Origin of the sequence: Paenarthrobacter sp. YIM B13468 (genome assembly GCF_042788025.1) — a bacterium.
Lineage (GTDB): Bacteria > Actinomycetota > Actinomycetes > Actinomycetales > Micrococcaceae > Arthrobacter > Arthrobacter aromaticivorans.
This window is the reverse complement of record NZ_JBHZPI010000001.1, coordinates 369240-382810: the sequence shown is the minus strand read 5'-3', so window position 1 is coordinate 382810 and position 13571 is coordinate 369240. Positions and strand designations below refer to the sequence as shown.

The 13571-nt window shown below is 60.5% G+C and carries 13 protein-coding genes and 1 pseudogene; 1 reads left to right on the top strand and 13 read right to left on the bottom strand.

Annotation, left to right across the window (positions count from 1 at the left end; translation table 11 throughout):
- Nucleotides 1-76: 76 nt before the first annotated feature.
- The 6 genes and pseudogenes from ACFX4T_RS01745 to ACFX4T_RS01720 form a co-directional block, all read right to left on the bottom strand.
- Nucleotides 77-1114 (bottom strand): hypothetical protein, encoded by a 1038-nt coding sequence (locus ACFX4T_RS01745; RefSeq protein ID WP_377650583.1) that lies wholly within the window; start codon nt 1112-1114, stop codon nt 77-79.
- A complete protein-coding gene (locus ACFX4T_RS01740) occupies nt 1111-2421 on the bottom strand; it encodes an MFS transporter (protein WP_377650582.1) in 1311 nt (436 codons plus the stop codon). Before ACFX4T_RS01740 ends, ACFX4T_RS01745 begins: the two co-directional genes overlap by 4 nt.
- Before the next feature lie 8 nt (nt 2422-2429).
- Nucleotides 2430-3137, bottom strand: a complete 708-nt coding sequence (locus ACFX4T_RS01735) for a hypothetical protein (protein ID WP_216923859.1) — start codon at nt 3135-3137, stop codon at nt 2430-2432.
- Nucleotides 3134-3568, bottom strand: a complete 435-nt coding sequence (locus tag ACFX4T_RS01730; protein WP_377650581.1) for a hypothetical protein — start codon at nt 3566-3568, stop codon at nt 3134-3136. Before ACFX4T_RS01730 ends, ACFX4T_RS01735 begins: the two co-directional genes overlap by 4 nt.
- 46 nt (nt 3569-3614) lie before the next feature.
- Nucleotides 3615-3782, bottom strand: a pseudogene (locus ACFX4T_RS01725) (DNA-formamidopyrimidine glycosylase); the annotation flags it as partial.
- Between the two features lie 354 nt (nt 3783-4136).
- Complete coding sequence (locus tag ACFX4T_RS01720; RefSeq protein ID WP_377650627.1) at nt 4137-4601, bottom strand: GNAT family N-acetyltransferase; 465 nt, start codon at nt 4599-4601, stop codon at nt 4137-4139.
- 284 nt (nt 4602-4885) lie between these two features.
- On the opposite strand from ACFX4T_RS01720, the gene ACFX4T_RS01715 reads away from it, so the two are divergent.
- A complete protein-coding gene (locus ACFX4T_RS01715) occupies nt 4886-5407 on the top strand; it encodes a GrpB family protein (protein ID WP_377650580.1) in 522 nt (173 codons plus the stop codon).
- A gap of 122 nt (nt 5408-5529) precedes the next feature.
- On the opposite strand, the gene ACFX4T_RS01710 is transcribed toward ACFX4T_RS01715, so the two are convergent.
- From ACFX4T_RS01710 to ACFX4T_RS01680, 7 genes are all read right to left on the bottom strand, one after another.
- Nucleotides 5530-6657: an ROK family protein gene (locus ACFX4T_RS01710; RefSeq protein WP_377650579.1), complete on the bottom strand. Its 1128-nt coding sequence runs from the start codon at nt 6655-6657 to the stop codon at nt 5530-5532.
- 106 nt (nt 6658-6763) lie between these two features.
- Nucleotides 6764-7441, bottom strand: a complete 678-nt coding sequence (locus ACFX4T_RS01705; RefSeq protein WP_377650578.1) for a YesL family protein — start codon at nt 7439-7441, stop codon at nt 6764-6766.
- A gap of 12 nt (nt 7442-7453) precedes the next feature.
- Nucleotides 7454-8431: a carbohydrate ABC transporter permease gene (locus ACFX4T_RS01700; RefSeq protein ID WP_377650577.1), complete on the bottom strand. Its 978-nt coding sequence runs from the start codon at nt 8429-8431 to the stop codon at nt 7454-7456.
- Nucleotides 8432-8444: 13 nt separating this feature from the next.
- Nucleotides 8445-9413 carry an ABC transporter permease gene (locus tag ACFX4T_RS01695; protein ID WP_377650576.1) on the bottom strand — a complete coding sequence of 323 codons (969 nt, stop codon included), beginning with the start codon at nt 9411-9413 and terminating at the stop codon, nt 8445-8447.
- Nucleotides 9414-9495: 82 nt separating this feature from the next.
- Nucleotides 9496-11196, bottom strand: a complete 1701-nt coding sequence (locus ACFX4T_RS01690; RefSeq protein WP_377650575.1) for a hypothetical protein — start codon at nt 11194-11196, stop codon at nt 9496-9498.
- Nucleotides 11197-11285: 89 nt separating this feature from the next.
- Nucleotides 11286-11501 (bottom strand): hypothetical protein, encoded by a 216-nt coding sequence (locus ACFX4T_RS01685; protein WP_377650574.1) that lies wholly within the window; start codon nt 11499-11501, stop codon nt 11286-11288.
- A gap of 104 nt (nt 11502-11605) precedes the next feature.
- Entirely contained in the window at nt 11606-13516 is a 1911-nt protein-coding gene (locus ACFX4T_RS01680; protein WP_377650573.1) for a family 49 glycosyl hydrolase, read from the bottom strand.
- Nucleotides 13517-13571 lie beyond the last annotated feature (55 nt).

Sequence of the window (13571 nt, the reverse complement as noted above, 5' to 3'; positions counted from 1 at the left end):
GCAAACAAGCTTCAACGCAACGCGTACTCACCGGCCAGGCTTATTCACCGGACCAAGTCTTCAACGCACCATGTCTTCAGCGGACTACGCTCGGCGACCACGCATGGGGGATAAACAGGCTTGGCTGTGACGCGGTATCCGTTGCCAGCTTCCAGATATTGCTGTCACCTGGGGTATCTTCGTCGGCCAATCCGTAAAGGACGTTTTGATTGTCCAACCATTCAATCTGGTCATCCACGCTTCGTTTCTCGGGCAGGACGGTTTCCTGTCCGGTAGCGAGGTCAAGGACAGCGACATTCCAATGCGCAGTCAACGTCCCGCCGTCGTTCTTCTTGTAGGCGATTCGCGTGCCGTCAGGAGAGATGGAAGGGCACTCGACGTTATCGTGGACCGCAGTCAGGGTCTTGGCCGACAAACTGCCACGAACAAGCCAGATACGCCCGGCGGAAGCCGCAGTCGCGTAGAAGACGTCGCTTTGCCCAGGCGCAAAGGTGACCCCCCAGATGTTTCTGTCCGTGGCCTGCAAGCGCTCGCCGTTGACTATCAGGGCGAAGTCCTCCAGATTCCCCGAACCACCTGAACGAGCCGCCGTGAAGTTGATTTCAGTCGCGGTGGAGAACCCTGCGGTGGCATACGAGTGGCCGGTAACGAACACAGTTGTTGCAATCATGGATCCGTCTGGACTGGTTCGTGTCCGGCTCGGTATTCCCGGCAGGGGCCATGCCCGCTGCTGCTGCCAGTCTCTATTAAGGACGGCCGCTTCGAAGGCAGTCACGATCCCCCGGTTCGTCCTGAGGCAAACCACTGTAACGGCAGTTCCGTAGACCCTGTCACAGGCCTGTTCGCTGACAGCACGCGTGCCGCCAGGGTTCGAGAGCGGCACCGTGGCCGCATTACCGTACCCCTGTCCGCCTGCCGTGTTCCGGAACAGGACGAAGGGGACACCAGGCAGTGGCTGGCCCGCAGTAACACCCACAGAGGGCGCAGCCGTACGGCTCTCCTCGAAACGCTGATAGGCGCCAACCGCATAAATGCCCGCTGCCGCAAGCACCAGCAATGTGACTGCCAGGAGAATGCCCCAACGCAGTTTCCCTCCCGTGAGGGTGCTCATCATGCGTTGACCGGCTTTGGCTTGGCCCCAGGCAGAATGAAGACGACCGCAACCACGGCGCATGCCAACAACGCTCCGGCTGCAACCATGGCTGTGGAGGCTCCTACTGCGTACCAGAGAACGCCAAAGCCGGCCGCGGCCGTCATCCGGCTCAACGCAACCACAGTCTGTGCAGAGGCGATACCTGTGGCAAGCTTCCCTGGTGGAGTCAACTGGCTGGCCAGTGCCGCCAGCACACCGTCAGTGGCTGCGTAGAACCCGCCAAGAAGGATCAGGCAACCCAGGGTGCTCCATAAGCCACCGAACGGGGCCGCCGCCAGCAAGTAGCAGGCAAGCAGCGCGATGTGGCCGCCCACGAAGACCGGCACCCTGCCCACCCTGTCAGCCAGCCGCCCCAGCGGAATCGCAAACGCAAGGAACACGATGTTGGTGCCGACGAAAAGCAACGGAAACCACTGCACGGCGAAGGAGTCCCGGTCCTGCAACACGAGGTAGATGAAACCGTCACCAATGGTCAGCAAGCCAAGGAGACCCGCAGAGATCAGTAACCTTCCCAGGCCTGGCTCCCGCAGGTGGCTCCACGAGAACGCGAAGAGCCGGCGTCGCTGCTTCGGGAGGACGGCTGTTTGCCCTGCGCCTTCGATCCCCTTGAGCCCATCCGCCCGCAGGTCCGGCACCACCAGCCCCAGAACTGCAACGCCGATAACCGCAAAGGCCAGGGACACCACAAAAACGGTGCTGAAGCCATTGGGGATCATGAGCAGCACTAGGAAGGCAATCATCGGCCCCGCAGCCGCCCCGATGTTGTCCAGCATCCTGTGTACGCCAAAGGAACGGGCCAGGTGTTCCGGTTGCGCTGAAACAGTGATCAGCGCGTCGCGTGGCGCCGTGCGAATGCCTTTGCCGATCCTGTCCCCGGTCACAATCGCGGCTACCGCCCAGAACCCTCCTGCGAAAAGGAATCCTATCCTGGCGAGCATGGACAACCCGTAACCAGCCAATGCGATGCGTTTTGGGTGTCCGCTGCGGTCCGCAGCCCAGCCCGCGGCGATCCTGACAAGTGCGCTCGCGCCCTGGTTGATGCCGTCGATGAATCCGAAGGCGATGGTCGAAAGGCCCAGGAATCCTGTCACATACAGCGGGAGGATTGCCGTCACAGACTCTGAGGACACATCCGTCACCATGCTGACAAGGCCTAGCCACAGGATGACCGGAGACAAACGAAACGGCACCTCGCTGGATAGTGCCGTTGTGGCTCCCCTGGGTTTTTCCCGTTTGCCACCGCTGCGATCCGAAAGTGAGATGTACATAGGTGCCCCTAGTCCGCCGTCGTGTGCAGGCTGCCCAAAAGCTGGAAGCGTGAAACGCCGGTTCCAGTCACCGAAACTGACACCGTCACCGTGTCCGTACCGCGCACGAACCTCGCGGCCACAGCTCCGTCCGGTGCGGGCGCATCCTCGGACCAGAAGCCTTGCCCGACCAACGACTGGCGGAAGGCTCCCAGAACCTCCTCCTGAGACGTGCCCACGACTCCGTCCGCCGTCAGCTGCAGGACGTTGCCCGAAGTGGAAATACTGGTGGAGCCCACGGTAGTCCCGGCCGGCATGGTCACAACGCTGCTGGGCCAGCCCTCTACCAGTGAGCCCTTCGCTGTGGCGGATTTCGGCAATGGACCAGTGATGAGTGGGGCCGGTGCAGACGGCACCGGGAGCCCGGTGGGTGTGGCTGTCACAGGAGGCAGGACCTCCAGCGGCTTTGCTGTTGTTCCACCGTCGCCTGAACCGTCCGCTGGACTGCTTGCCGAACTGCCTGACGTCGGACCGCCCGACGTCGGACTGCCGGAGGGAGGCGCACTGGCGCTGCCGGAAGCGTTGCCGTTCGACGGATCCCCGCCAGGACCCGACGATACGGAGCTCTGGGCCGTTGCCGGTCCGGGTTTCGAAGCCATCTGGTCTAGCACGAGGGCTACCGCGGCGATGAGGACGGCGAGGCAGATGCCCGCGATCACCAAGCGCCGCGCCATCATGGCTTGCCCGTACTTGCCGCGCCGCCGAGGAGCTCGTTGGCCTTCGCCTCAAGCCCGTCGTCGACGAAATCGTAAATGAACGATGCCAGCCAAATCACCACGGTCGCGGCGATCCAGCCCAAGATGCCGTTGATGGTGAAACCGTTCGAAAAGATGCTTGTTACCACAAGAATTGCCAGGGTGGCCAGGAGTCCCGCAGCCATCGTCACTGCCTTGCTGAGGACCCGCTTACGCCCGTCTGCCCACTGCGCGTGGCGGCGGTGGAACATGGCCAGGATCAAGGGCTTGACTAAAAGCGTGGCCGCCGTGAACACCACGACGGCCCAAAGAAACCCGGCTCCCAAACGGACCCCGGGAAGAACTGACGCCACCCACAACGTGATGGCGTTGAAAACCAGTGCGATGGCGATCCGAACCGCCAAGCTTTTCATGGGGACAGTCTGCCATTGCGATCCGGATTCCGGAACAGTTTTGGCCCTACCAACGCCCATTTCGCGGCCGTGGCTGGCAAACCGGACACGTGTAGGACGAGCGGTTCATGAATTGCTCACGTTTGATGATGCTCTGCAAGCCTGCTGCCTCGCAACGGCTGCACAACTCGCCTGCGCGTCCGTAGGCGTTGAGAGAGCGGGCGAAGTATCCCGACTACATACGTTTGTGACATTGAACTTTACTTGGCGGCGAAGGATGCGTTTCAGCAGGTCAGAGTGCATTTAACGCATTTAGGACGTTATCGCACCGGGCCCGGCCTACGGACCAGAGTACGACCTGTGGACTTCAACTGGGAAGGGACGCAGTCGAAGGGAGAAGCCGCCCGCCGGGCCACCTACGTGGTGCTCGACGCCGCCGGCCATAACGCCCATCTCGGACGCCCGGACCTTACTGCCGCGCTGATAAGAGATTGGCTCATACGGATTAGGACATCTGTCCGGTGAGGGATCGGCGAACGAACGCTCAACGACCGATGATGCGCCTGGGTAGAACTCGGCGGCCGGTGAACTAGGTGAGGCTAAGTAGCATGGTGTCGGACCCACCGTTCCGTCCGACAACCTGAAAGCCTCGACGTTCGTAGAGGCGTCGGGCGGGGTTGCCGTCTTCGACGCTGAGGCTGATGGCATTCACTCCACGTGACTTGGCAATATCGATGAGTTCGCCCAAAACTGCGCTGCCAATGCCTTGTCCTCGAAATCCATCGAACGCCGTGATGCTCAACTCCGGTGTGTCGGCATTCACGAATCCGTACCCGGGATCGCTTTCCGGGAGGAAGACGAGCCAGGCGACCGACCGGACACGGCCGGTCGCCTGGTCCAGGATCCCAAAGTCACGATCACCAGGGAAATGTCGGAAGTAGTGGGAGAGTTCGTCTGAATTGTCGACATCTTCATAGGTGAAACGGGACGTGTTCCAATTCATGTTTGCAAGGGTGGCCTGACGCAGTAGCGGCCGGTCATCTGCAGAGAGCATTCGGAAAGTCACTTTCCCTACCGTAATTCCCCTAGCCCGGTCAGGGAACCCAGGGGTAAAGCTTGGTTTCGTTGCAGTCCCCGGTTTTCCACATAAGCCAAAACTCCGATTCCGAATGCCGTCAGGTTCGGGCGAGGACTCCATACCGCCTCAAAGCAATACAACGTCGCTCACAGCTCCAAGGGAAACCGCTAACGACAGAAAACCGCCAACGCCACTTGGGCCACGAGCACAGCTGACAAAGGGACCGCAAGTCTCTTGAAGGCGGTGAGTAAAGTGGGTGCATGAATTCCCCTACGGATGTCGTCGCCTATCGAGATTCTTGGCCCGACGACTTCCACAAGATCGCAGAGAATCTGCGGCCGTTTCTCGCAGGTTTCCCTCACAGCATTGAACATGTCGGCAGCACCAGCGTTCCCGGACTGGATGCCAAGCCAATTATCGATATCGACGTAGTCGTATCCAAAGCCGCCCTCGTTGACGACGTCATTCTTGCCCTCGAAGCAGCAGGCTACACATACCAAGGCGATCTCGGCACTGAAGGAAGGCAAGCGTTCGACGTACTGCCAGGGTTCACTTACCACCATCTGTATCTGGTTGTCGCCAATTCCAAACCGCACAGAGACCACGTCGACTTCCGCGATTATCTGAGGTCCCATCCCAAACAAGCCGACCGATACGCGGCCGTCAAGCGGGAGCTGTCATTCTTGCTCGCCACCGACCGTCAGCAATACGTCGCGCGGAAAGGTGCCGTCGTGGAGGAATTGCTCTTGCAAGCCCGCACAGATGCGACTCCGGCAATCTGACCGGAGACGGTTCGCCTAGCGAACACGCTTCGGTCCCTTGAGGTAAGTCAGGGCGCTCACACGACGGATTTCCCCTCGGGGCGGGCGAACCTGCAGGGGCCCGGGTCTCGGCCGATGCACCGCTAGATGGTTTCAGTGCGCAGGCTGAGGTCGATAGCGTGGTCCTCTAGATAGTCCAGGGCACGCTTGACTGCTCCGATCGCGACGATTTCCTCCCCCAGGGATGAGATTGCCAGTCGCGGAGGAAGTGTCGAGGTGTAGGCGGACAGCTCGTCTCCAATCGTTGCCAGCAACGCATTTGTTGCATGTGCGACTCCGCCTGCGATTACCACAAGCTCCGGGTTGACCATGGTACTGAGCGAGCCGATGACCCGTGCCATGCGTCTGGCCACCTGGTCCAGGATCGTCAAAGAGGTCGGGTCGCCGGCCTCCGCGGCCGAGATTACATTTGCCGAAGTGAGGACCTCGGGCCGGCCGCCGCAGAGTTCTTTCAATAGCGTGGGGCGGCAACCTGCCGTAATGGACTCACGGGCCAACGAGGTCATCTCCGGGTCTATGCCGATCGTGCCGTTTACCCCTTCCAGATGCGAAAGGTATCCCAGCTCTCCGAATCCACCGCAGTGACCGTGCAGCAGGCGTGCCGACTCCATCACGCCCGCGCCAAGACGCTCCCCTGCGAGCAGGAGAACAAGGTCCTTGACTCCCGCAGCAGCTCCGCGCCAGCATTCGGCGAGGGCGGCCAGATTGGCGTCGTTTTCGACCAGGACATTCCAGCCGAACATTTCCGCGAGTGATTGCCGGACGTCGAAGGACTCCCAAAAGTCTTGGGTCCTCAGGACATCGCCGTCACGGCTTACGGGAGCTGCGACTCCGACAGAGGCTATGAGAACGTCAGCAAGTGCGATATCTGCGCAAGTTACGGTGTCAGCGATTGCAGACCGGAGAACACCAGCCCGCTGTTCCGCTGAAGTTACCGCCCCGTGGACCTCCACGGTGGTGCTGGCCAGGCTCTCCCCCACGGCATTAGCCACAATCACCGTGATCTTGGCAGCGCCGGCATCAATGCCCAGGAGATACGTTGCTCGCTCGTCAAAAGCGAAGCGCCTGGCGGGCCGGCCCTTCGAGTAGCCGCCCGATACGCGTTGGCTGTCCAGCTCCCGCAGCCAGCCTCGCCCAACGAGCTCATCGCAGACCGAAATGACTGTGGCTCTGGAAAGACCCGTGGCGGCCATCAGATTGCTTCCGGTCATGGCCTCGGCGTTCCGCAGAATATTTAGTATGGCGTTCATATTCACCCGACGCATCAACTGTGTTGATGACGCTGTCAACAGTCCCAGAATTCAGCCCTCCAAATTCTCACGGTTGCTGCTGGATGTTCTCCTCGCGCTGGCCCGGCGCGAGGCGCTCTTTGGTGTCCATTCCGTGAAGACGCCCGAACGAATAGACAGTCATGACCACCAGGAGGATCGGCAGTGCCAGCCCGAACACGATCAGAACGCCCGGCCAGGTCATCCACACCCAGGCCGTAACGCACAGAACAAGGATCAGCATCACGCTGCACAAAGGCCGGGCAATCACCATGTGGAGTGAAACCCTGGCAATCCACCAGGGCCTCTCATCGTAATTTGAGGCCACCGCCCAGGACACAAGGACGAACAACGCATAGAAGACGTTCACGAGCAGCACCACACCGGAAGCCGCTGCTCCTGCCGGTCCCATGTTGTTCCAGTTGACAAGGTAGTAGTCCCAAATGAGCAAGGCCCATACCAGGAACTGGGGCCAACCAAACACGTTGGCCGGCCGCCACTCCTTCTTCCAGGCCCGGTGAAAAGTCATCCAGGTTTGCTTCACGGTCCAGCGGCGGTCCTCTGAGAGGGCCCAAGTCCGGCAACTCGCATAACAGGCCGCGATCGCTGGAAAGAAGCCTGTGACGCCGAAGCCGAGCAGCGTGTGCACGATCAGTGCCACGTTCAGCACGAACACCATCATGATGATGCGGGCGATCAATTCGTACCCCGCCGCAAGGTTCTTCATGGCAAGCCCCGATCAGCCCTTCACCGCGCCGACCATGACGCCCTTGTTGAAGTACTTCTGCAGGAGCGGGTACAGAACCAGCAGCGGCAGGCTGGACACGATGATGACACCGAATTTGATCTGGTCGGCGAACTCTTGCGCCTGGCCCGAGGATTGCCCCACAGAGCCGCCCGCACCCTGCTGAGACTGATTTGCGACAAGAATCTGCTGAAGGACGTTCTGCAACGGCTGAAGATCCTGATTTCGGATGTAGATCAGGCCGGTGAAGAAGTCGTTCCAATGGCCGACAAAGTAGTACAGGCCGATGACGGCAATGATTGCGGTGGAGAGGGGAAGGACGATTTTGGCGAAGTAGCCGAAGTACGTGAGTCCGTCGATCTGCGCGGCGTCGTGAAGTTCCTCCGGAAGGGAACTCTCAAAGTACGACCTCGCGATGATCATGTTGAACACTGAGAATGCTCCCGGAAGGATGAACACCCACATGTTGTTCAGCAGCCCCAGCTGCTTGACGAGAAGGAACATCGGGATCAGGCCGCCACCGAAGAACATGGTGAAGGCGAAGAGGAACATGATGATCCGACGCGGCTTGAATTCGGGGCGCGACATCGCGAACGCCGCCGGAAGCGTCACCAGCAGGTTGACCGCGGTACCGACCACCGAGTAAATCAGTGTGTTGCGGTAGCCGGTCCAGATGCGCTCATCGGCCAGGATCAGTTCGTAGCCTCCCCAGCCGAGACCTTGGGGCAGTAGCGTTACCTGTCCGGTGGCGACGGAACGGGGGTCGGAGAATGACGCGATGATGATGAACCAGAGCGGGTACATCACGGCGAGCAGGATCAGGACAATCAGGATTCCGATGATGATGTCCACCGCCCGGTCCCCCGGCGTGCGCTTGTACGCCCGGGCTTTTCTCGATCCGGCCCTGGGGCCTGGGGTCGCCTTCAGCTTCGGTGCCGGGTCTCCGGAGGACAAGAGTTGTTTGTTGCTCATGATCGCTTCGTTCCTAGAAGATGCTCGTGTTGCTGGACTTCTTGGCGATGTAATTCGCCAAGATCAGGAACCCGAAGTTGACCAGCGCGTTGAACAGGCCGATTGCGGTCGAGTAGGAGAACTGATTCCCGAGGATGCCAACGCGGTAGGTGTAGGTGGAGATGACTTCGGATGCTGTGATGTTGAGCGTGTTTTGCATCAGGTACACCTTCTCGAAGCCGACGCCGAGCACGCTGCCCATGTTGAGGATCAGCAGGATGCCCGCGGTGGGGAGCAGTGCGGGCATGTCCACGTGACGGATCAGCTGGAGCCGGCCAGCGCCGTCGATCTTTGCGGCCTCGTAGAGGGCCACGTCCACCGATGACAGCGCAGCAAGGTAGATGATGCAATTCCATCCGGTGTGCTGCCAGATCTCCGAAATCCAGTACAGGTGCGCGAACGCGGCCGGGTCTCCAAGCAGGCTCGTGTTTCCAAAGAGCCGTCCCAGGATGCCGCTGCCCGGGGTGAGGAAAATCTGCAGGATGGCGACCATGACCACCGTCGAAATGAAATGCGGCATGTAGGTGATCGTCTGGGTGAAGCCCTTGATCCGCTTACTGCCGATCTGGTTGATCAGGATTGCCAGGATGATGGGCATGATGAAGCCCATGACCAGGGTCCACAGGCTGATCGTCACGGTGTTGATGATGATCTGGCCGAACTGCGGGTTGTTGAAGAACTGTTCGAAGTACTTGAACCCAACCCATTGCCCGCCGGTCAGGCCCTTGGTCACGTCGAATTCCCGGAAGGCCAGCTGGATACCGTACATCGGGATGTACGAGAAGACCACGATGAAGGCGATTGCCGGCAAGACCATGATCCACAGCTGCCAGTACCGGGTGAAATGACGTTGCAGGCGCTTGCACCGCGAACGCCCGGGTTCAGCGCGCAGCCTCTTTACCGCGGCGACGACGACTGCTTCTTCAGTCTGCACATTTGTCATGTCAGGGCCCTCCTCGGGCCGGGTGAAGCCGTTGCGGTGCCGGGCCCTTTTGTCCAGGGGACCGGCACCGCAACGGTCCGTGCTACTTGGAATTGGTGATGGTGGCCGTGTTGTCTGAATTCGTAGTGAACTTCAGGTCCGGGTCGTTCAGCTCGGTGTTGAGGTCAACTTTGTTGTCCTGCATCACCTTGACGTAGCGGTCGTAAGCGGCCTGCTGCAGCTTGATCTGGTCATCGAGCCCGTTCTTCTTCAGTGCTGCGACGTAGGCATCCCAGTCCTGGTCTGCACCGCCCTTGGTGACCCACTGGGCGAACTTGCTCATCGTGGTCTGGGTGATTCCGGTGTTGTTCAGCGAGTACTGCTTGTTCTCATCCGCCGTGAAGGAAACGCCGCCGTAGATGACGTCCTTGTTCAGGTCCATGTTCGCCAGATCCTGCTTGTAGACATCGTCCACACCCCGGACCTCGAACTGTTCTTTGGGCAGGGTCAACTTCACACCCGGCTGCAGGAACCAGCCCGGTGCGCCGTCGGCTAGCGAGTTCTGGAACTGCCAGTCGGAGGCGTTCTTCGTCTTGTCAGCCGGCGGCAGGACCGTGTAGTCCTTCTCACCGTTCTTCTTCACGCCCACACCGAACGAGCCGAAACGCATCTGGATGCCGATGTCCGGGGTGTACATGGCGTCGACGAGCTTGAGGGCTGCGTCCTTGTTTTTAACGTTCGCGGCCACCGAGACCTTGTTCGCGCTGTAATTAATCTGGTCACCGTTGAAGAACCACACCGGCTTGGCGTTGGGTGCATCGTCAGCCTTGAGCTGAGGAATGGTGACGTACTGGTCCGCCAACTGGGAACCGAAGATGTCGGAAGGAGTCCACATCCAGGTCACACCAACCTTGGCGGTGGTCCCCTCCCCCTTCGTCGTGGCTGTGTACTTGGACCAGTCCTGCGTGAATGCCTCGTTGGAAATCAGGCCCTCGCTCCACAGCCCGTGCAGGTAGTTGGCGAGGTCCTTGTAGGCCGGATCCGTGAGGTAGTTCTTGATTGTGCCGTTCTCGGCGTACATTCCTTGGCCGCCACCGGTTACCGGGATGCCATAGCTGCCGAGAAGGACATTGGGCTGGAACCAGCCCCACCCGTCGGCGTTCGGTGCGTTGAAGGTGAGCGGGATCACGGGCTTTCCGTCGCCATTGGGGTCGCCGTTCTTGAAGGCTTCGAGCGTTGTCTTCAGCTCACCCCAGGTCGTGGGAACCGGCAGGCCCAGCTTGTCCAGCCATTTCTTGTTGATGAACATGTGGCTGCTGGAGTTCGCCATCAGGCCGGTGTTGACGCCGGGCGCTCCGAACAGTTTGCCCTCCCACGTCGAAGCGACGCGGGAGTACGGGGAAGCCTCAAACGTCTTGCTCAGGTTCGGCATGTTCTGCAGCTCGGGCGAAAGATCCATGAACAGGCTGCTGTAGTCACCCCAGTCGCCGCTGCCATAGCCCCCGATGGTCACGTCGGCCACTTCGCCGGCGGCAAGCGATGCCTGCCTCTGCTGGGTCCATGATGATGCAGCAGTTTCCTGCCATTTGATCGTGCAGCCACAGGCGGCCTCGAGATCCTTGGTCCATGGCATTCCGGCCATCGCCTTGGCCCGTGCGTCTTTGACGACCTGAACCGTGACGACGGGCTTGCCCGAGGCATCCTTATCGCCGCCTCCGGCGGTGCACCCGGCCAGCGCCAGAGCGCCGGCGATAGCAGCGGCTACCGCCGCTTTCGCCTTCCAATGAGAACGTGAGTTGTTCATGACTGGATTTCCCTCTTCTTTGAGCTTTCTTATTCTCCCGCCGTCTATCGGCAGGAGTCCTACTGCGTGGATGATTTTTGGAGTTGGTTCTAAAGGGTTTGGGCCTCCTGCACCATTCCGGCGGGGACATCGGGGCTGACCTCGATGCTGAACTTGTTGGCGGAGTGGCGGGTCACGAGGATCCCGCATCGCTCGCTGACCGCGAGGGGCTGCAGTTGTTCGACGGCTCCGTCGAGTTGGGCGTCGAGTTCGGATCGTGCGGTGACCAGGACCGTCAAGGGCTGGTCTCTCAGGGAGGTGGACATGGCTGCTCCGGTGTTGAGGTGATGGTTTGGTTGTTGAGGCTGGCAGGTTCCCCCGGCCTGCCGCCTTCGTTGTCTCCGGGCCGGCAGGCTCCGGAAGGTTCCGGTCAGGGGCTGGACTTCCAGGCGTTCCAGCTGTCCCAGTTGTCGCCGTCGAACCCGAGCCGGCCGAGCTGGTTGTCTGCCCAGTTGTTCGCGGTCTTTTCGATGGTTTGGCCACCGACGGAGTAGTTTTCGAAGTTCAGCCCGTTACCGTCGGTGGTTTCGTTGCCGATGCTGACTTTCTCGCCTGCGGCATTGGTGTAGCGCTTGAGGTGGCTGACCTGTGAGGTCCAGTCGAGGCCGTTCCAGGCATCGATCCTGAGGTTTTTGATGTCGATGTTTTCGGTGTTGGAGAGCGCGTAGTCCCGGATGGCGCAGTTGGTCATGCCTTCGACCGTGATGTTGTCGAAGCTGATGTTCTTCACGGTGGTGGCGGGGTCGGCGGTGTTGGTTGCTCCCATGTCCATCCAATGGGACGAGGAGTTGAGGATGCAGGTGTTGTACTTGACGTCCTTCCAATACATCCGGTTGTGGATCACCGTGGTGTTGCTGACCTTGACGTTGTCGATGGTCCGCGGCGTCCAACCCCATTGGATGACGGGCCCGTTCTCGTTCTTCCAGATCACGGTGTTATCGATGGTGACGTCGCTGTGGTACAGCTTCAGCACGTCGTCATTGGCGTGGAAGAACGTGTTCTTCATGGTGCTGCCGTTGTAGAGCTCGATGCCGTCGGTCTGCCAGTACCAGCTGCCCACCTGCTTGTAGTTTTGGACCTGCATGTGGAAGGTCTGCTCGTTCCCGTAGACCACGAAGGAGTAGTACGGGGGCTCGTTGATGGTGACTCCCTGCAGGTCCAGGTGCTGCTCGGCGTCCGAGGACGCGAATTGCAGCATTTTCACGCAGGTGGCGTGGCAGTTGGATGCGCCGCTGAGGTGGTTGTAGTTGTTGTTCGTATCGGCTTCGTACACGTACTGCTCGCCGGAGAGGACACCGTACCCGGTCACTTTGTACAGGGGCTGGTTGTCGTGCGGGAAGCGGAACGCTCCCTTCACATACGCGCCCGGTGCCAGGTAGACCCATTTGACGTTGGCCGGCAGCATCGCGCGGTAGTCCGAGCCCATGTAGTACGTGCCGGGCCTGAAGTAGACGATCTCCTCGGTGATGCTGTCCAGGTTGGTGACGGCCCCCTGCTTTGGATAGTAGGTGGTGCCCGACGTCGGCTTCGGGACCAGGCGGTCCTTCCCGGCACCGCTGAGCTTTGGTTCAGCGAAGATCATCATCGAGTTCCGCGGCTCGGTATGGATGGCCCTGTTGCCGGCGGCGCTGGTGGTCAGCTTGCCGCTGTCTCCGGACATATCGTTGTAGGCCGTGTACAGCTGTGGTGCGAATTCGACCGAAAAGCGGTATCCGGCGTCGGAATACGGCACCTTGACCCGCACCGTGTCACCGTCCACCAGCTGCTTCTGGAAGTTGTAGCTGCTGGGCTTGATCTGGACCTGGTCGGCCGAGGTGATCTTCTGGCCCGTCCGCAGGGTCACGTCCACCCAGACATCCTTGGCGTACTCGAAGCTGGACCAGCTCATGGAGAGCCCGGCCTGGGAGGCGAATTCGGCTCCGTCTTCCTCGGTGTAGCCGACCTTGCCTTTGCCGCTGCGCGGAATGCTCATGTAGGCAAACGAGTCGTAGCTCTTGTCAGGCTTGGCGGCTTCGGCGACTTTGACGTCGTAGAACGAGGACCGGCGGACTTCATCATTCGACGTCGGGCCGGTGGCGTTGAACACGCCGTTGTCGTGCCACCACGTGTGGAGATCGTCCGTGTCTGCGGTAGTGATCTTGGTGGACGCCGGCGCGGGTTTCGGGGCGGCGGTGTCCAGGCCGGCGGCGTGGGCCGGCAGTGCCGTACCGGCACCGATCAGCAGTGCTGTGGCCCCGGCGGCAAGGGTTCTGGCTAGGCGTTGAAGCCGTGCTCTTGGCATGGCGGGTTTCCTCTCATACTTCGTTGTTGGGGGGAACTGAGCGATCAGGATGCCG